Raw genomic sequence first — 17,200 nt, forward strand, 5'->3', positions numbered from 1 at the left:
CCGGCCCCTGGTACGGTCCGCGCAGGATGTCCAAGGAGGACAAGGTCGAGTTCGAGGGCGAGGTGCTCGAGGCCCTCCCGAACGCCATGTTCAAGGTGCAGCTCGACAACGGCCACGAGGTCCTCGGCCACGTCGCCGGCAAGATGCGCCGCTTCCGCATCCGCATCCTCCCCGGCGACCGCGTGCGCGTCGAGCTGAGCCCGTACGACCTCAACCGCGCGCGCATCGTCTACCGCCATAGGTGAGCGGCGAACGGAACCTCATCGCCGCCTTCCAGCGGCTGCTGACCAACCGCTCCGAGCGCGTCGTGCGGTGGAGCGGCGACGACTGCGCGGTCGTGCGGGCGCGGCCGGTGCAGGCGGTGAGCGTCGATGCGATGGTCGACGGCGTCCACTTCCGGCTCGACCACCCCGACGTCACCCCGGCCGACGTGGGCCACCGGGCGCTCGCCGGCGCGCTGAGCGACCTCGCGGCCATGGGCGCCGACGCGGGCGAGGCCTACGTCGTCCTCGGCCTCCCGCCGGGCTTCGGCGCCGACGACACGCTGGCGCTCGCGGGCGGGATGGAGGCGCTGGCGGAGCGGACGGGCACGACGATCGCCGGCGGCGACGTCACCCGCGCGCCCGCGCTGACGATCTCGGTGACCGTCGTCGGCTGGGCCGACGAGGAGGCCCAGCTCATCGGCCGCGACGGCGCGCGACCCGGCGACGACGTCGTCGTCTCCGGCACGCTCGGCGCCTCCGCGGCGGGCCTGGCGATCCTGCTCGGCGACGCGACCGGCGACGCCGCGCTCGTGCGCCGCCACCTGCGCCCCGAGCCGCGCCTGGCGCTCGGCCGCCGGCTGGCGCGCGAGGCGGGCGCGCACGCGCTGATCGACCTCTCCGACGGCGTCGCCACCGACGCCGCCCACGTCGCGCGCGCCAGCGGCGTGACGCTGCAGATCGACCTCGACGCGCTCCCGCTGGCGCCCGGCGTCGCGGCGATCGCCGCGCAGCTCGGCCAGGTCCCGGGCGTCCTGGCCGCGACCGGCGGCGAGGACTACGAGCTGCTGGCCTGCGTCCCGCCGGAGGCGGTGGCGCGGCTCGGTGCCGGCGCCGACCTGACGGTGGTCGGCCGCGTCGTGGCCGCGGTGGGCGAGCCGGGGCTCAGCGTTGCGGGCGCGGGCTCCGCGCAGCCGCTGCGCGGTCACGAGCACCCCGTCGGGTGATCCTCGGCGCATCCTCGCGCCTGGCGGCCGCGCGGCGCAGCAGCGCCTCGGCGACCCTCGCGCAGTCGACCACGTACGTGTCGTGCTCGACCTGCTCTTTCAATGCCTTCAGGTACATCTCACGCCTGCTTCCATTGACCCCTTGTCCGGACGGCATCGGTCAACCGGGCGCCGAAGTGAGACGCGGGCGTCCAACCTCCGACCCTTGTCCACCGACGGCCGCCCGCAGGGGCACGACGGATGTCAGACGGGAGACAACGACGATCCGTTGAGCGGCGCTGAACAACGGGTGGCAGGCCGAGAGCACGAGTCGGTCGTAGCCGACGTCGCGCAGAACCTTGATCGCGTCGGGCGAGACGATGCGCGTGCGCTGGACGCGGTAGGTGAACGTCGCGTAGGGCAGCTCGACCGTGATGCGGTCGTTCGGGTGCAGGTCGTCGAGGTGGCGGAACGGCGCGAGGTAGGTCGTGCGGTGTCCGGCGATCGCCGTCGTGCCGCCGACGCCGGGCAGCGGCGTGTCGTCGAACGTGCCCGGGCCCTTGCGCAGGTCGGCCGGGTCAGCGCCCTTCACCACCACGAAGTCCGCGCCCAATCGGGGGATCTTCAGCCGCGCGATCGCGTCGCCCGGCGCGGTGTGCTGCTGCAGCGAGCGCGCGAGGATCGCGATCCGGCGATCGCTGTCGGTCACGCCGGCCAGCGCGCGGGCCTCCAGCCGCGTCGGGCCCTGGCGCTCCAGCGACCGCAGGTCGCCGCGCAGGCCGTTCTGGCGCAGCTTGGTCTGCAGCGCGGTGACCGGCTCCATCCACAGCACGGTCGCCGCGGCGTCGGCCAGGACGAGCACGCCGGCGGCGATCAACACGGTGGACAACCGGCGTAGCCGGCGACGCCGGCGCTCGGGGCGCGGCGGCGGGGCGGGGGAGCGTGCGACGGTCGCGATCGGGCTCACCGCCGCAGGGCCGAGCCGAAGTCGCCGAGCGAGCCCGGGCCCGCGTAGGTGACCGGCCCGCGCGTCTTGATCTCCTCGGGCTCCTCGTCCTTGGGCCGGCGCCGGCGGATCGCGACCAGCCCCGCCGCGACCGCGCAGCCCCAGAAGAAGCTCCACAGCACCCACGAGCCGATCGGCACGTGGCCGCCCGCGACGAGGATCGTCCAGAACCAGATCCCGTGCGGCAGGTCGAGCGCGAACGCGTGGCCGTCGAGCGCGAAGACGAGCAGCAGCGGCGCGAGCGCCAGGACGACGACCGCCAGCGACGCGCTGCGCGGCAGCCGCAGGTCCGGCGTCAGCGCCCAGAACCACAGGTGCAGGGCGGGGATCGCGAGCGCGGCCGCGTACGGGTTGCCGACCCACAGCGCCGTCGTCACGGCGAGCGTGGTGAGCCCGATGGCGATCACCGCGCCCGGCGCGTCGGGCTCCCGCCGGCGCGCGCGCAGCGCGCCCGAGGCGTGCAGCAGCGCGGGCCGAGCGACCAGCCAGCCGAGCGCGAACACCAGCAGGATCGCGAAGAGCGCGACCAGCGGTCCCCCGCCCAGCTCGAGCGCCGTGCCCGGGATCGGCGCCCTCGGCGCGACCGAGATCAGCCCGATCTTCGCCAGCAGGATCGCGAACGCGCACGCCAGCAGGAACGGGATCGCGCTGGACAGCGTCCAGACCGTCCACAGCCCCATCGGCTCGTGACGGCGGCGCAGGCGCGCGAGCGCGTCGACGCCCATGAGCAACGGCGGGATCAGCAGCGTCCCGATGACGAGCCGCACCGCCCAGCCGGGCAGGACCTTGCCGCGGATGACGAGGTCGTCGCGCGGCGCGGCCGCGAAGTCGCGGAAGTTGTCCAGCGCGTAGAGGACGCGCAGCGCCGCGCGCCCGAAGTGCTGCAGGCGGACCTCGCTCGTCCGCTCGTCGGCCGCCGGCGGCCGCTCGCCCGAGGACGACAGCAGCACCGCCGGTTGGCCGGCGCGCAGGAACTCGCCCTGCTCGGAGATCGTGGCTGGGACCGCCATCCGGCTCCACTGCGTCATCGCCCGCGGCGAGCCACCCTCGGTCCCGAGCTCGGCGTGCAGCGCGCGCTGCACCGTGCGCTGCAGCTGCAGCGGGGCCTGGCCGCGGCCGTTGGACATGCCGACGACGAACGGCCGCCGCGCGTCGCGGCCCGCCATGTCGCCGAGGACGACGATCCCGTCCGCGCGCCCCCCGAGGCGCTGCGCCGCCTCGCGCGCGCCGGCGGCGCCGCCGCTGCCGCCCGAGGTCGAGATGAACGTGATCGTCCGGCGCAGCCGTCCGTCGGCGGCGACGCGCGCGAGCTCGAGCAGCGCGGCGGTGGACGACAGCTCGGCCTGCGCGGGGTGGGCGGGATCGCCGTGCGCGGCGTCGCGGTGGGCGACCACGACCAGCGGCGGTCCCGGCTGGCCGGGACGCGTCGCGACGACGTTGATCAGGTCGCGCTTGCCGTCGATCGTGTCGCCCTCGAAGTGGTGCTCGGCGACGGTGCCCGGAACGGTCTCGCGCAGCCGCGCCGCGACGTAGCGCGCGAGGCGGTCGTCGCCGTCGCTGCCCGGCCGCCGGTCCGCGTAGACCTTGGCGAGATCGGTGAGCGTCTGCTGTGCCCGCAACCCGTCGAAGCCCTCCGGGCTTTGCGTCGTCCCGATCGGCCGGGGCCGATCCTGGAGGGAGAACGCCGCCACGAGGAGCGCGAGGAGCACGGGCACGAACGCGACGCGATAGAGGCGCGGTTCGAGCATCCACCTACAGTGTGTCTCACAGGATGGCCGAACGCGCACCCAGAATCCTGCTGGCCGACGACGAGCAGTCGATCCAGACGCTCCTGAGCTTCCCGCTGCGCAAGGACGGCTACGAGGTGACGACCGCCTCCGACGGCCGCGAGGCGCTGGCGCGCTTCCAGGAGGGCAAGTTCGACCTCGTGGTCCTCGACGTGATGATGCCGCGGATGGACGGGCTGGAGGTGTGCCGCCGGATCCGGGCGCGCAACACGGTCCCGATCATCATGCTCACCGCCAAGGCCGAGGAGATCGACAAGGTCCTCGGGCTGGAGCTCGGCGCCGACGACTACATCACCAAGCCGTTCTCGCTGCGCGAGTTCCGCTCACGCGTCCGGGCCGCGCTGCGCCGCGCCGGGATGCAGACGCAGTCGGCCGATCCCGACGCCGACGAGCAGCCGCTCACCGTCCACGAGCTGGAGATCGACCCGGCCAAGCGCGCGGTGCGCGTGCGCGACACCACGGTCGAGCTGACGTTCGTGGAGTTCGAGATCCTCAACGCGCTGGCCCGCAACCCCGGCCGGGTCTTCACGCGCGACATGCTCCTCACGCGCATCTGGGGCGACAGCGCCTACCGGGACCCGCGCACGATCGACGTGCACATCCGGCATCTGCGCGAGAAGCTCGAGACCGACGCCAAGGACCCGGAGTACCTGTTCACGGTGCGCGGCGTGGGCTACCGCTTCAGAGACGAAGCGCGATAGTCACAATCAGCGCCGCGAATGCGATCGCTGCGCACCCGACTGACGCTGTCGCTGTTCGTGATCGTCCTGGGGGCGGTCGCGATCGTGAGCGTCGGCGTCCTGAAGTCGCTCGACGGCGACCTGCGCGACGCGGCGCTCGAGCAGCTGATGACGACCGCGCGGATCAACTCGCGCGGGATCGACATCGCGATCGACCGCGGGGACTCGGCCCGCCACATCGACACGCTCGTGCGCGACGCCGCCGACCAGGCCACCGCGCGGGTCACGCTGCTCGGCCTGTACTCCAACCCGGGCAACCTGCGCACCTACCCGAAGTCGGACTCGACGCGGCAGGTGGAGATCCGCGACCTCCAGTTCGACGTCGCGGTCGACGCGGCCCAGACCGGCCGGCCGCAGACCGCGGTCGAGGCCGGCGACGCGGGGCGCGTCGGCGAGGCCGCGGTCCCGCTGATCTACGAGGACCCGCGCACGCACAAGCGCGTCGTGGGCTCGGTGATCGTCTTCTCGCGGCCGCTGGACGTCGTCGACCGCGACCTCCAGGTCGTGCGCGACCGCGTCCTCACCGCGGCGCTCGCCGCGCTGGTCCTGGCCGCGCTGGCCGCGTGGATGGTCGCGCGCAACGTGTCGCTGCGCGTCCGGCGCCTGGAGGTGGTCGCCGACCGCGTCGCCCAGGGCGACCTGACCGCGCGCTTCCCGGTCGACGCGCACGACGAGCTCGGCCAGCTCGCCGACACGCTGGAGCAGATGCGCCGCCAGCTCGCCGAGCTCGACGACGCGCGCAAGCGCTTCATCGCGACCGCGTCGCACGAGCTGCGCACGCCGCTGTTCTCGCTCGGCGGGTTCCTCGAGCTGCTCGAGGAGGAGGAGCTCGACGAGGAGGACCGGCGCCGGTTCATCACGCAGCTGCGCCAGCAGGTCCTGCGCATGCAGAAGCTGGCCACCGACCTGCTCGACCTCTCGCGGCTGGAGGCGGGCTCGCTGGAGCTGCGGCGCGAGCCGACCGACCTGGGCGACGTCGCGCGCCTGGTCGCCGACGAGTTCGCGCCCGCGCTGGTCGCCCACGACGCGCACCTGGAGCTGCGGCTGCCGCCTGATCCCGTCGAGGCCGACTGCGACCCCGAGCGCGTCGCGCAGGTCCTGCGCATCCTCATCGACAACGCGATCACGCACACGCCGCCCGGCACCGACCTGGTGGTGTCGGCCTCGCGCCGCGGCGATCAGGCGCGCATGGGAGTGGGGGACTTCGGACCGGGTATCCACCGGACGATGCTGCCCCGGATCTTCGAGCCGTTCGTGACCTCCGACGATGCCCAGGGGTCCGGCTTGGGCCTCGCGATCGCCAGCGAGCTGGCGGAGCGCATGGACGGCCGGCTCGCGGTGGACTCCCATCCGGGGCGCACGACGTTCACGCTGGAGCTGCCGGCATGACGCGTGCGGTCGCCGGGACGCTGGCGGCGATCGCGCTGGTCGCGACGGGGTGTGGGGGCTCGAGCAAGGACGACAACAAGACGGTCGCCTCGACGGTGGACCGCACGACCCGCGTCGAGGTCGTCAAGGGCGCCGACGCCGCCGGGCGGTTCGACCCGCAGGCGATCTACCGCCGCGACTCGCCGGGCGTCGTGACGATCCTGTCGGCCTTCGGCGACTCGGGCGGTTCGGCCGGCGACGCCGGGCTCGGCTCCGGGTTCGTGATCTCCGCCGGCGGCGAGATCGCCACCAACGCGCACGTCGTCACCACCGGCGAGGGCGCGTCGATCCGCAAGGCGTCGCAGGTCTTCGTCCGCTTCGGCGACCGCAACCAGGTCAGCGGGCGGATCCTCGGCTTCGACCCGTTCTCCGACGTCGCGCTGGTCAAGGTCGACCCCGCGGGGCTGACGCTGCGCCCGCTGGGGCTCGGCTCGAGCGAGAACGTGAAGGTCGGCGAGCCGGTGGCCGCCATCGGCTCGCCGTTCGGCGAGGAGCGCTCGCTCTCGGTCGGCGTGATCTCGGCGACCGACCGCGCGATCGAGTCGCTCACCGGCTTCCAGACCTCGGGCGCGCTGCAGACCGATGCGGCGATCAACAGCGGCAACTCGGGCGGGCCGCTGCTGGACTCCGGCGGGCGCGTGCTCGGCATCAACTCCCAGATCCGCTCGTCGTCGGGCTCGGGCAGCGGCGTCGGGTTCGCGGTCCCGGTCGACGTGGTCCGGCGCTCGCTGGCCCAGCTGCGCAAGGCGGGCAAGGCCGAGTACCCGTACTTGGGCGTGTCGACCTCCGGCGTGTACCCGCAGCTCGCGGAGCGCTTCGACCTCGGCACCGATCACGGCGCGTGGATCCAGGAGGTCGTCGCCGGCGGGCCGGGCGACCGCGCGGGCCTGAAGGCCGGCGCGCGGCGCGAGACGTTCCAGGAGCAGCCGTGGCGCGTCGGCGGCGACGTCGTGACGAAGATCGACGGCGCGGACGTCCGCGAGGACGCCGATCTCGCGCGCTCGCTGGACGGCAAGGCGCCAGGAGGCAAGGTCAGGCTGACGCTTGTGCGCGACGGCGAGGCGCGCGATGTGACCGTGACGCTCGGAACCCGCCCGCTGCAGTCCCCGCGGGGGTAGGCTCGGTCCCGTGCTCCAGCCCGTGACCCTGGGGTCCAAGACCCTCGCCGACTACACGCACATCTTCGGTCGGGACCAGATCGCGGAGATCCGCGAGCTCGCCGAGCCGTTGAAGGGCGCGCGCGTGGCGCACATCTCGGCGACGGCGTTCGGCGGCGGGGTCGCCGAGATCCTCTACACGTTGGTCCCGTTGATGAAGGACGTCGGGATCGACGTCGAGTGGCAGATCATCTACGGGCGCGAGGAGTTCTTCCACGCCACGAAGTTGATGCACAACGCGCTGCAGGGCGCCCCGGAGGACCTGACCCGCGAGCAATGGGACACGTGGCGCCGCTACAACGAGATGAACGCGAAGGAGCTGCCCGACGGATGGGACGTGGCGGTCGTGCACGACCCGCAGCCGGCGGCGCTCCACGGGCTCGTCCCTGAGAAGGCGCGCGGGTGGGTATGGCGCTGTCACATCGACCTCTCGACCCCGAACCCCGCGACGATCGACGAGCTGCTGCCCTACATCCGCGACTACCCGCAGACGCTGTTCCACATGGAGCAGTACGTGCCCGCCGGCCTCAAGGGCAGGGTCAACGTCGTCCCGCCCGCCATCGACCCGCTGGCCCCCAAGAACATGGCCTTGTCGCCCGACGACGCGTCCTACGTCTGCGGCCAGTTCGGCATCGACGTGGACCGGCCGCTGATGGTGCAGGTCTCGCGCTTCGACCCGTGGAAGGACCCGCTGGGCGTCATCGACGCCTACAAGCTGGTCAAGGAGGAGCGCCCGGACGTCCAGCTCGCACTCGTGGGCTCGATGGCCAGCGACGACCCCGAAGGCTGGGACTACTACAACGCGACCGTGGCACACGCCGACGGAGACCCCGACATCTTCATCCTCAACAACTTCAACAACGTTGGCTCGATCGAGGTCAACGCCTTCCAGTCGCACGCCGACGTCGTCATCCAGAAGTCGATCCGCGAGGGCTTCGGGCTGACGGTGAGCGAGGCCCTCTGGAAGAGCAAGGCCTTCGTCGGCGGCGACGTGGGCGGGATCCCGCTGCAGGTCGAGCAGGGCGTCACGGGCTATCTGGTCCGCTCGCCGGAGCAGTGCGCCGCGCGGTGCGCGGACATCCTCCAGGACCCGGCGCTGGGCAAGGCGCTGGGGCGGCGCGGCAAGGCGCACGTGCGCAAGCACTTCCTGACGCCGCGCTACCTGCGCGACTACCTGAAGATCTTCAGCGAGCAGCTGGGCGTGTCGGCGCCGGGCACGGCGGCGACATCGTCGTCGCAGCCCGACTCGTCGTCCCTGGCGGAGGGAGCGGCATGACCGTGACCGGTGGTGAGAGCGACCGCCCGCTGATCCTGGTGTCCAACCGCGGGCCGGTCACCTACGACGACGAGGGCGGCTTCAAGCGCGGCACCGGCGGCCTGGTGACGGCGCTGACCGGGCTGGCGGTGCACCGCGACGTGATCTGGATCGCGAGCGCGCTGACCGGCGGCGACAAGCAGCGCGTGGCGGAGGCCGACGGCAAGTCCTTCGAGGTCGACACGGCCGGCGAGGGGACCTTCCAGGTCCGCATGGTCGTCAGCGACGACGACGCCTACGACCGCTTCTACAACATCTTCGCGAACCCGATGCTGTGGTTCATCCAGCACTACCTCTGGGACCTCTCCAACGCGCCGGACGTCCGGCGCCACGAGATCGAGGCCTTCGAGTTCGGCTACAACGTGGTCAACGAGGACTTGGCCAAGGCCGTGGTCGAGGAGATCGAGGGCGTCGAGGAGCCCGTCGTGATGGTCCACGACTACCACCTCTACACCTTGCCCGGCCTGATCCGGAAGGCGCGGCCGGACGCGTTCCTCCATCACTTCGTGCACATCCCGTGGACGCAGCCGGACGCGTGGCGCGTGCTGCCGCGCGGGGTGCGGACCGAGATCTACGAGGGGCTACTGGCCAACGACATCATCGGGTTCCACACCCGGTCCTATCGCTGGAACTTCCTGCAGTGCTGCCGCGACCTGATGGACTTGGACGTGGACTTCAACGAGGGCATCGTGAAGTTCGAGGACCGCGAGGTCTGGGTTCGCGCCTATCCGCTGCCGATCGACGCCGACGCGATCCGCCGCGTCGCGCAGAGCGAGCGCGTCGCGGAGTTCGAGGCCGAGCTGCTGCGCCGGCGCCGCGAGCACATCGTGCTGCGCGTCGACCGTGCCGACCTGTCCAAGAACGTGCTGCGCGGGTTCACCGCCTTCGACCTGTTCCTGGAGCAGCATCCGGAGTTCCGCGAGAAGGTGACGTTCGTCGCGCAGCTGATGCCGTCGCGCACCGACGTGCCCGAGTACGCCGAGTACCTGGAGCGCATCGAGGCGATCGTCGCCGTCGTCAACCACCGCCACGGCACGCCCGACTGGATGCCGATCCAGCTGAAGCTGAAGGACGACCTCGAAGATGCCGTCGCGGCCTACAAGAACTACGACGTCCTCCTCGTGAACGCCATGTTCGACGGCATGAACCTGGTCGCGAAGGAGGGACCGATGGTCAACGAGCGCCACGGCGTCTCGATCCTGTCCGAGAACACCGGCGCCCACGAGGAGCTCGGCGAGTACGCGCTCTCCGTCAACCCCTTCGACATCCAGGAGCTCGCCGACTCCATCCACGCCGCCCTGACGATGGCGCCGGCCGAGCGCGAGCGCCGCGCGCGAGGACTGCAGGAGATCATCACCTCCCGCAACCCCGGCGACTGGATCGACGACCAGATCGCCGACATCCGCAAGAAGGCGGGCGTGGAGGCGTAGAGCCGCGGCGCAGGCCCCGCACCGGCGGAGGACGCGTGCCGCGAACGGCGTGAGCGCGATCCGGGTCGGGGCGGACCCGAGATCGTCGACATCAGCTTGCTCCTCCGGGTGCGGATGCTCGCGCTGGCGATGCTGACGGCGGCGGGGCGTCGGCGCCAGAGCCGAGTGGCTTAGGGGCGGAACTCGGCGCCCGACGGCGGCGGCGGGAGAGGCGGCGAGGCGGGCGGGCTCGACGGCGGGACGGCCGGCGGAGGAGGTGCGGCCGCGGCGGGGACCGGCTGCGCCTGCGGCTGACGGCGGCGGCGCGGCACGGCCTTGCGGTGGGCCGGGCGCGGGTGGCGCTTGGCCCGGATGTGCTTGGTCTTGGCGTGCGCCGGGTTCGGCTTCGGCTCGGGCGGCACCGTGGTCGTCGGCGCCTCGGCCGGCGTCGTGTCGAGCGGTGCGGCGACCGCCGGTGGCAGCGCCGGCTCGGTCGCGTGGAGATGCGGCCAGGCGAAGATCAGGGCGAGGGCCAGCAGGACGGCGGCGGCGCGGGCCAGGTTGGCCCAGCGGAGGCGGTGGAGGAGGTCGGTCATGCCCTCGTGAGGTCCGCGGCGCTGCAAGCTCGCCCCCCGAGCGTCCTTGCCCGAACCAATGCCGCTATAGTCGTTCGCCGCCCTCCGGGCCCTCTCATCATGCCTGAACAGAACCCCACTTACGACCTCATGCTGCTCCTCGACACCTCCGCGGAGGAAGAGCAGCGCGCCAAGGTCCTCGCCGAAGCCGAGCGGATCCTGGAGAGCAACGACGCCACCATCGTCAGCAAGCACGACTGGGGCGTCCGCCGCACGGCGTTCGAGATCCGCCACAAGAACGACGCCGAGTACCACCTCCTGCAGTTCCAGGGTGGTCCTGAGGTCCCCGCCGCGGTCGGCCGCTACCTGCGGATCACCGACGGCGTCGTCCGCTTCCGCGTCATCAAGCTCCGCGCCGGCCTTCCGCCCGTGCCGGACCTCCGCGCCGCCAACGAGCCCGCTCCGGAGGCCGCCACCCCCGAAGCCGCGCCGGTCGAGCGCCTCTAAGCCTCACCGCACATCCTGTTGGACTTCTCAGCGCCGCTCCTCGAGCGGCGCTGTTTCGTTGTGCGGCCGCATGCGCCCCGGGAACGACAAGAGCCCCCGGCGCACGGGGCGCCGAGGGCTCGTCGAAGCTGCGCAGGCTGCGCGCGCGGCCTAGAACGGGATGTCGTCGTCGGCCGGCGTGGACACCGGGGCCGAGACGGGCGTGGGCTGCGGCGGGCCGAAGTCGCTCGTGTCCGTCGGAACGTCGGAGCGCGGGGTGAACCCGCCACCGCCACCGCCGCCGCCACCGGCGTCGTCGCGGCCGCCCAAGAACTGGACGGTGTCGGCCACGATCTCGACCTTGGAGCGGTTCTTGCCCGTCTCCTTGTCGGCCCACTCGCTCCACTCCAGGCGGCCGTCGATCGCGACGGGGCGGCCCTTGGCGAGGTAGCGCGCGCAGTTCTCGCCCTGCGCGCCCCAGACGGTGACGTCGAAGTAGTTGGCCTTGTCGTCCCACTCGCCGGTCGAGCCGTTCTTGCGGCGAGTGTTGACGGCGACGCGCAGCTTGCAGACGGACGTGCCGCTGGGCAGCGAGCGCAGCTCGGGATCGAAGGTCAGGTTGCCGGTCAGGATGACCCGGTTGATGTTGGAGGCGGCCACGAACGGGCTCCTTTCGGGTACGAACGGAAGTCTGCGGCCAGTCTAGGGACGGGCCCTGACGGCAAAGTGGGAAAGGCTGCAACCTGCGGCCGAATCTGCGCGAAGTCGTCACCAACCGCGTGTCCGCGCGCGCAGACCGAGGTGCCAAGATGCCCGGCATCGCCTTCGACGCCACCACGCCCCGCTCGCCGCTCGCGCCCGCGCTCCCGCCCGATCTCACCCCGAAGGACCTCGCCGCGCTGTGGCTCGAGGACGAGGACCGGCTGGAGGGCGTGGAGCTGACGGGCAGCGCGCCGCCCGACCTCCGCGCCCGCAACGTCACGATCGAGGACGCGCGCATCGCCGGCTCCCTCGCGAGCGCGCGCCTGCACGACCTCCACCTCCACGACGCCGTGATCGCCGGCGCCGACCTCGCGAACGTCGACCTCCGGCAGGCCCACCTCAGCCGCCTCACCGTCACGAGCGCACGCCTGACCGGCGCCCAGCTCATCCGGGCCACGCTTCAGGACGTCACGCTCACCGACTGCCGCCTGGACTTCGCCGTCCTGGCCGAGGCCCGCCTCGATCGCGTGCTCCTGCGCAACTGCGTCCTGACCGAGGCGACGCTCGAGCAGGCGCAGCTGCGCGACGTCCGGTTCGAGTCCTGCGACCTGACCCGCGCGTCGCTCGGCCAGTCCCAGCACCTGCGCGTCGAGCTGCACGGCTGCCGCCTGGCCGAGGTCCGCTCCCTCTCCGACCTCCGCGGCGCCGCGCTGCCCTACCCCGACATGGTCGACCAGGCCGTCAACCTCGCCGGCGCGCTGGGCATCCGCATCGCGACGGACCCCGACGAAGACGCGTAGCGCACGCCGCTAGACTGCTCCGTCCGCGACGTGCGCTAATGACCGGGAAGCGATCCGGGCCGCACGCATGTCACACTGTCCGTTCGCGCGTCCAGCTAGGCGCGCGTTCGCACGTCAAGACTTCATTCGCAACACCCAAGCAGAAGGACACCATGGCCAAGCAGCGCAAGAGCGCCACGAAGCCCGCTCGTCGGCGGGACAAGAAGGGCGGCCCGGGCAGCGGGCGTCGTAAGCCCTGCCCGTACTGCAAGGACAAGATCGAGCTCGTCGACTACAAGGACGTCACCGGCCTGCGCCGGTTCGTCTCCGAGCGCGGCAAGATCCGATCCCGCAGGATCACCGGCGCCTGCCGCCGGCACCAGAACCAGATCGCGACCGCCGTCAAGCGCGCCCGCGAGCTGGCCCTGCTGCCCTACGCGGCCGAGCCCGCCTCCGAGAGCGTCGGCGGCCGCCGCGGCCGTGACCGCGATCGGGACCGGGACTAGCAGCATGCCCGAAGCCATCCTGCTCAAGGACGTCGACGGCGTCGGCTCCCGCGGAGCCGTCGTGGACGTCTCCAAGGGCTACCTCCGCAACTTCCTGATCCCGCGCAAGCTCGCCGCGCCGGCCACCAAGGGCCTGCTGCGCGAGGCCACGCGCAACCAGGACGCCTACAACAAGGCGACCGCCACGCGCATCGCGCAGGCCCAGGAGCACGCGGAGCAGCTCAACAAGACGGTCCTGACCATCTCGCAGCAGGCCGGCGAGGACGGCCGCCTGTTCGGCTCGGTCACGACCCAGGACATCGCGGACGAGATCAAGGCGGCGCGCAGCATCGACGTCGACCGCCGCAAGATCCACCTCGACGACCCGATCAAGAACGTCGGGACCTACCAGGTGGTCCTCGAGGTCGCCGAAGGCGTCACCGCGACGGTCAAGGTGATGGTCTCCGAGGCCTAGGCCCCGGCCGCCGCAGCGCATCGCTTCACCGAAGGGCGCCCCGAGCGGGGCGCCCTTCGTCGTTCCGGCAAGGCCCGAACGAATTCGCGCGCGCAATGCGGCAACTTCCCGGAGATGCCGCCGCGGGGAGCGTTACCTTCGGTAGCGCCGTGACGACGTACGACCAGGACTACAACTACGAGGACTACGCGCCCGGCAACGCCGGTGGCGGGCCGCTCGCGCAGGCCGCGCTCGCCCCGCCGCACTCGCTCGAGGCCGAGCAGTCGGTCCTCGGCGCCGTGCTGCTCTCCGACAAGGTCCACTACGCCTACGTCATCGAGGAGGGCCTCAAGCCCGACGACTTCTACCGGGAGCGCCACCAGGTCATCTACGACTCGATGATCGCGCTGTACTCCGAGAGCGAGCCGATCGACGTCGTCACGGTCACCGAGCACCTGCGCGCGCGCGGCGCGCTGGAGCAGGCCGGCGGCCCCGCCGAGATCGACGCGCTGACCGCCGCGGTCCCGGCCGTCGGCAACCTGCGCCGCTACGGCCAGATCGTCCGCGAGATGTCGCTGTTGCGCAAGCTGCTCAACGCGACCTACGAGATCCAGTCCTCGGTCCACAACCACGAGGGCCTCCCGCGCGACATCGTCGAGCAGGCCGAGAAGGCGATGCTCGAGGTCGGCCGCGACGACCGCCAGAAGGACTTCCGCAAGGTCGGCGAGGTCCTGCACGAGGAGCTCGACCGCTGGCACGAGCTGTCCACCGAGGGCAAGTCGATGACCGGCACGCCGTCGGGCTTCCACGAGCTCGACGAGATGACCGGCGGCTTCCAGCCCGGCAACATGATCATCGTCGCCGCGCGCCCGTCGATGGGCAAGTCGGCGCTCGTCACGAACTTCGCCGAGAACGTCGCGCTGCACCCGGACCGGCCGCGCCCCGTCGCGCTGTTCAGCCTGGAGATGTCGGAGTCCGAGCTCGCCCAGCGCTTCATCGCGTCGCAGGCCTCGATCAAGGGCGACGACCTGCGCAAGGGCCGCCTGAAGGACCCGCGCAAGTGGCAGCGCGTGCTGGAGACCGCGGCGCGTTACGACCGCTCGCCGCTCTACGTCGACGACTCGTCCGACATCGGCATCCTCGAGGTCCGCGCCAAGGCGCGCCGCCTGCACCAGCAGACGATGAGCGAGTACGGCGGCCTGGGCATGATCATCGTCGACTACCTCCAGCTGCTGCGCACCGACGCCCGGACCGACAACCGCGTCCAGGCGATCGGCGAGATCTCCCGCGGCCTGAAGATCCTCGCGCGTGAGCTCGAGGTCCCGGTCATCGCGCTGTCGCAGCTGTCGCGTGGGGTCGAGTCGCGCACCGACAAGCGCCCGATGCTCTCCGACCTGCGCGAGTCCGGCCAGATCGAGCAGGACGCCGACCTCGTCATGTTCATCTACCGCGACGAGTACTACAACGAGAACACCGACCGCCCGGGCGAGGCCGACCTCATCGTCGCCAAGCACCGCAACGGCGGCCTCGGCGACGTGCCGCTGACCTTCCAGGGCGAGTACCCGCGCTTCCTGGGCCTGCAGCGCGCGGCGTAGAGCAGAAACCGGCGCGCCCTCGCGCCGCCTACACTTTCACCAGAAATGCCAGGAACCGTGATCGTCGGCGCCCAGTGGGGCGATGAAGGCAAGGGCAAGGTCATCGACCTCCTCGCCGAGCACGCAGACGTGGTCGTCCGCTTCCAGGGCGGCAACAACGCGGGCCACACGATCATCCACGCGGGTGAGACGTGGAAGTTCCACCTCATCCCGTCGGGCATCCTCTACCCGGGCCGGACCTGCGTCATCGGCAACGGCGTCGTGGTGGACCCCGCCGTCCTGACGGCCGAGATCGACGACCTCCGCGCCCGCGGCGTCGACGTCAGCGGCCTGAAGCTCAGCGCGAACGCGCACCTGATCATGCCCTACCACCTGCTCCTCGACATGGAGGGCGAGCAGAAGCTGGGCAAGAACCTGATCGGCACGACCAAGCGCGGCATCGGCCCGGCCTACGCCGACAAGGCCGCCCGCCTCGGCATCCGCGTGCAGGACATGCTCGACGAGCGGATCCTGAAGAAGAAGATCGCCGCCGCGCTGGAGCCCAAGCGCCAGCAGCTGCGCCCCTTCGCGCGCGAGATCGACCTGCAGACGATGACCGAGGAGTACCTCACCTACGGCCACCGCCTGGAGCAGCACATCGCGGACACGAGCGCCCTCGCGTGGCGCGCGCTGGACGACGACAAGCACGTGCTCTTCGAGGGCGCCCAGGGCGCGCTGCTCGACATCGACCACGGCACCTATCCCTTCGTGACGTCGTCCAACCCGGTCGCCGGCGCGGCCGCGGTCGGCTCCGGCGTCGGCCCGCGCGACATCGCCGAGGTGTGGGGCGTGACCAAGGCCTACGCCACGCGCGTCGGCGCCGGCCCGTTCCCGTCCGAGCTGCACGACGACACGGGCGAGGAGATCCGCCAGCAGGGCCACGAGTTCGGCACGACGACCGGCCGAGCCCGCCGCACCGGCTGGCTGGACGTCGTCGCGCTGCGCTACGCCGCGCGCCTGAACTCGCTGTCGGCGCTCGCCGTCACCAAGTTGGACGTGTTGAGCGGCTTCGAGACGCTGAAGGTCTGCACGTCCTACCGCAGCAGCAAGGACGCGGACTTCCACACCGACGTCTTCCCGTACCACCAGTCGGTGCTGCACACCGCGGTCGGCGAGTACACCGAGCTGCCGGGCTGGAGCGAGGACATCACCGACGTCCGCTCCTACGAGGACCTGCCCGAGAACGCCAAGAAGTACCTGGCGTTCCTGGAGGACGCGGTCGGCGTGCCGGTCGTCCTGATCGGCGTCGGGCCCGGCCGCGAGCAGATCATCTGGGCCGACGCCGCGAAGGACTCCGCGCTCGCCACCCAGGCGATGGCCGCGACGGCCTAGCCTCGGAAGTTCTCGATCAGGTCGGCCTCGCCGACCTCGCGCACCCGGCGCGCCGGGACGCCCATGACGAAGGCGCGCGGGGGCACGTCGGCGGTGACGACGGCGCCCGCGGCGACGAACGCCTCCTCGCCGACCACGACGCCGGGCACGAGCGTCGCGCCGCCGCCGATCCGGCACGCGCGCCGCAGCGTCGGGCCGCGCAGCTGGGTCCCGGGCGCGTTGCGACCCATCGCGTCGTCGTTGGTCATCGTGGCGCCGGGGCCGACGAAGACGTCGTCCTCGATCGTCATGTAGGCCGTGAGGTAGACCTTGGACTGGATCCGGACGCGGTCGCCGATCGTCGTGTCGTTGTCGACCGTCGAGCCCTGGCCGACGACCGTGCCGGTCCCGATCGTCGAGCGCTCGCGCACGTAGGCCTGGTCGCCGATGATCGCGTCCGGACCGACCGTCGCTCCGGCGAGCAGGATCGCCCCGGCGCAGATGCGGGCGCCCGCGCCGATCCGCAGCGGCGGCGGCGCGTCGCGCGAGGCGGTCGAGTGCGGGCCGAGCACGATCGGCTTGCCGAGGATCGCGTGGTCCTGGACGGACACGCCGTCGCCGAGGATCACGCCCGCGTGCACGACGACGCCGGCGCCGAAGGTGACGCCCGCCCCGATCTGGGCGTCGGGGTGCAGGACGAGCCCGGGGGCGTCGGTCGCGGCCATGGCCGGATAGCCTAGTGAGCC

18 protein-coding genes are annotated in these 17,200 nt (G+C 72.0%); 13 read left to right on the top strand and 5 right to left on the bottom strand.

Annotated elements, in window-relative coordinates; genetic code table 11:
• Nucleotides 1–26: 26 nt before the first annotated feature.
• Both infA and thiL read left to right on the top strand, forming a co-directional pair.
• Complete coding sequence (infA, locus tag DSM104299_RS28945; protein ID WP_272475154.1) at nt 27–245, top strand: translation initiation factor IF-1; 219 nt, start codon at nt 27–29, stop codon at nt 243–245.
• Nucleotides 242–1,207, top strand: a complete 966-nt coding sequence (gene thiL, locus DSM104299_RS28950; RefSeq protein WP_272475155.1) for a thiamine-phosphate kinase — start codon at nt 242–244, stop codon at nt 1,205–1,207. The genes infA and thiL overlap by 4 nt, the downstream gene beginning before the upstream one ends.
• A 160-nt stretch (nt 1,208–1,367) precedes the next feature.
• Here thiL and DSM104299_RS28955 read toward each other — a convergent pair whose 3' ends face one another.
• Both DSM104299_RS28955 and DSM104299_RS28960 read right to left on the bottom strand, forming a co-directional pair.
• On the bottom strand, nt 1,368–2,066 hold the full coding sequence (locus DSM104299_RS28955) for a sortase (RefSeq protein ID WP_272478118.1): 699 nt from the start codon (nt 2,064–2,066) through the stop codon (nt 1,368–1,370).
• An 83-nt stretch (nt 2,067–2,149) separates the two neighbouring features.
• Complete coding sequence (locus tag DSM104299_RS28960; protein ID WP_272475156.1) at nt 2,150–3,940, bottom strand: M28 family peptidase; 1,791 nt, start codon at nt 3,938–3,940, stop codon at nt 2,150–2,152.
• A gap of 23 nt (nt 3,941–3,963) precedes the next feature.
• Here DSM104299_RS28960 and DSM104299_RS28965 point away from each other — a divergent pair, with 23 nt between their 5' ends.
• Genes DSM104299_RS28965 through DSM104299_RS28985 form a run of 5 tightly spaced genes read left to right on the top strand, consistent with a single transcriptional unit; the run spans nt 3,964 to nt 10,049 of the window.
• A complete protein-coding gene (locus DSM104299_RS28965) occupies nt 3,964–4,680 on the top strand; it encodes a response regulator transcription factor (protein WP_272475157.1) in 717 nt (238 codons plus the stop codon).
• Nucleotides 4,681–4,698: 18 nt separating this feature from the next.
• Entirely contained in the window at nt 4,699–6,108 is a 1,410-nt protein-coding gene (locus tag DSM104299_RS28970; RefSeq protein WP_272475158.1) for a sensor histidine kinase, read from the top strand.
• Nucleotides 6,105–7,265: a S1C family serine protease gene (locus DSM104299_RS28975; protein ID WP_272475159.1), complete on the top strand. Its 1,161-nt coding sequence runs from the start codon at nt 6,105–6,107 to the stop codon at nt 7,263–7,265. The genes DSM104299_RS28970 and DSM104299_RS28975 overlap by 4 nt, the downstream gene beginning before the upstream one ends.
• Before the next feature lie 10 nt (nt 7,266–7,275).
• On the top strand, nt 7,276–8,580 hold the full coding sequence (locus tag DSM104299_RS28980) for a glycosyltransferase (protein ID WP_272475160.1): 1,305 nt from the start codon (nt 7,276–7,278) through the stop codon (nt 8,578–8,580).
• Entirely contained in the window at nt 8,577–10,049 is a 1,473-nt protein-coding gene (locus tag DSM104299_RS28985; RefSeq protein ID WP_272475161.1) for an alpha,alpha-trehalose-phosphate synthase (UDP-forming), read from the top strand. The genes DSM104299_RS28980 and DSM104299_RS28985 overlap by 4 nt, the downstream gene beginning before the upstream one ends.
• Before the next feature lie 170 nt (nt 10,050–10,219).
• Here DSM104299_RS28985 and DSM104299_RS28990 read toward each other — a convergent pair whose 3' ends face one another.
• Entirely contained in the window at nt 10,220–10,624 is a 405-nt protein-coding gene (locus tag DSM104299_RS28990) for a hypothetical protein (RefSeq protein WP_272475162.1), read from the bottom strand.
• Nucleotides 10,625–10,723: 99 nt separating this feature from the next.
• Between DSM104299_RS28990 and rpsF the strand changes: the two genes are divergently transcribed.
• On the top strand, nt 10,724–11,110 hold the full coding sequence (gene rpsF, locus DSM104299_RS28995) for a 30S ribosomal protein S6 (RefSeq protein WP_272475163.1): 387 nt from the start codon (nt 10,724–10,726) through the stop codon (nt 11,108–11,110).
• Between the two features lie 150 nt (nt 11,111–11,260).
• On the opposite strand, the gene DSM104299_RS29000 is transcribed toward rpsF, so the two are convergent.
• Entirely contained in the window at nt 11,261–11,749 is a 489-nt protein-coding gene (locus DSM104299_RS29000) for a single-stranded DNA-binding protein (RefSeq protein ID WP_272475164.1), read from the bottom strand.
• A 149-nt stretch (nt 11,750–11,898) separates the two neighbouring features.
• On the opposite strand from DSM104299_RS29000, the gene DSM104299_RS29005 reads away from it, so the two are divergent.
• From DSM104299_RS29005 to DSM104299_RS29025, 5 genes are all read left to right on the top strand, one after another.
• The gene (locus DSM104299_RS29005; protein ID WP_272475165.1) at nt 11,899–12,591 is read left to right on the top strand and encodes a pentapeptide repeat-containing protein; all 693 of its coding nucleotides are present in this window, start codon (nt 11,899–11,901) and stop codon (nt 12,589–12,591) included.
• A gap of 152 nt (nt 12,592–12,743) precedes the next feature.
• Entirely contained in the window at nt 12,744–13,076 is a 333-nt protein-coding gene (gene rpsR / locus DSM104299_RS29010; protein WP_272475166.1) for a 30S ribosomal protein S18, read from the top strand.
• 4 nt (nt 13,077–13,080) lie between these two features.
• On the top strand, nt 13,081–13,530 hold the full coding sequence (rplI, locus tag DSM104299_RS29015; RefSeq protein ID WP_272475167.1) for a 50S ribosomal protein L9: 450 nt from the start codon (nt 13,081–13,083) through the stop codon (nt 13,528–13,530).
• Nucleotides 13,531–13,679: 149 nt separating this feature from the next.
• Nucleotides 13,680–15,104 (top strand): replicative DNA helicase, encoded by a 1,425-nt coding sequence (dnaB, locus tag DSM104299_RS29020; RefSeq protein WP_272475168.1) that lies wholly within the window; start codon nt 13,680–13,682, stop codon nt 15,102–15,104.
• A 45-nt stretch (nt 15,105–15,149) separates the two neighbouring features.
• Nucleotides 15,150–16,475: an adenylosuccinate synthase gene (locus DSM104299_RS29025; protein ID WP_272475169.1), complete on the top strand. Its 1,326-nt coding sequence runs from the start codon at nt 15,150–15,152 to the stop codon at nt 16,473–16,475.
• Here the strand turns inward: DSM104299_RS29025 and DSM104299_RS29030 are convergent.
• Nucleotides 16,472–17,179: an acyltransferase gene (locus DSM104299_RS29030; RefSeq protein WP_272475170.1), complete on the bottom strand. Its 708-nt coding sequence runs from the start codon at nt 17,177–17,179 to the stop codon at nt 16,472–16,474. The genes DSM104299_RS29025 and DSM104299_RS29030 overlap by 4 nt on opposite strands.
• Between the last annotated feature and the right edge of the window lie 21 nt (nt 17,180–17,200).

Source organism: Baekduia alba (genome assembly GCF_028416635.1).
GTDB lineage: Bacteria > Actinomycetota > Thermoleophilia > Solirubrobacterales > Solirubrobacteraceae > Baekduia > Baekduia alba.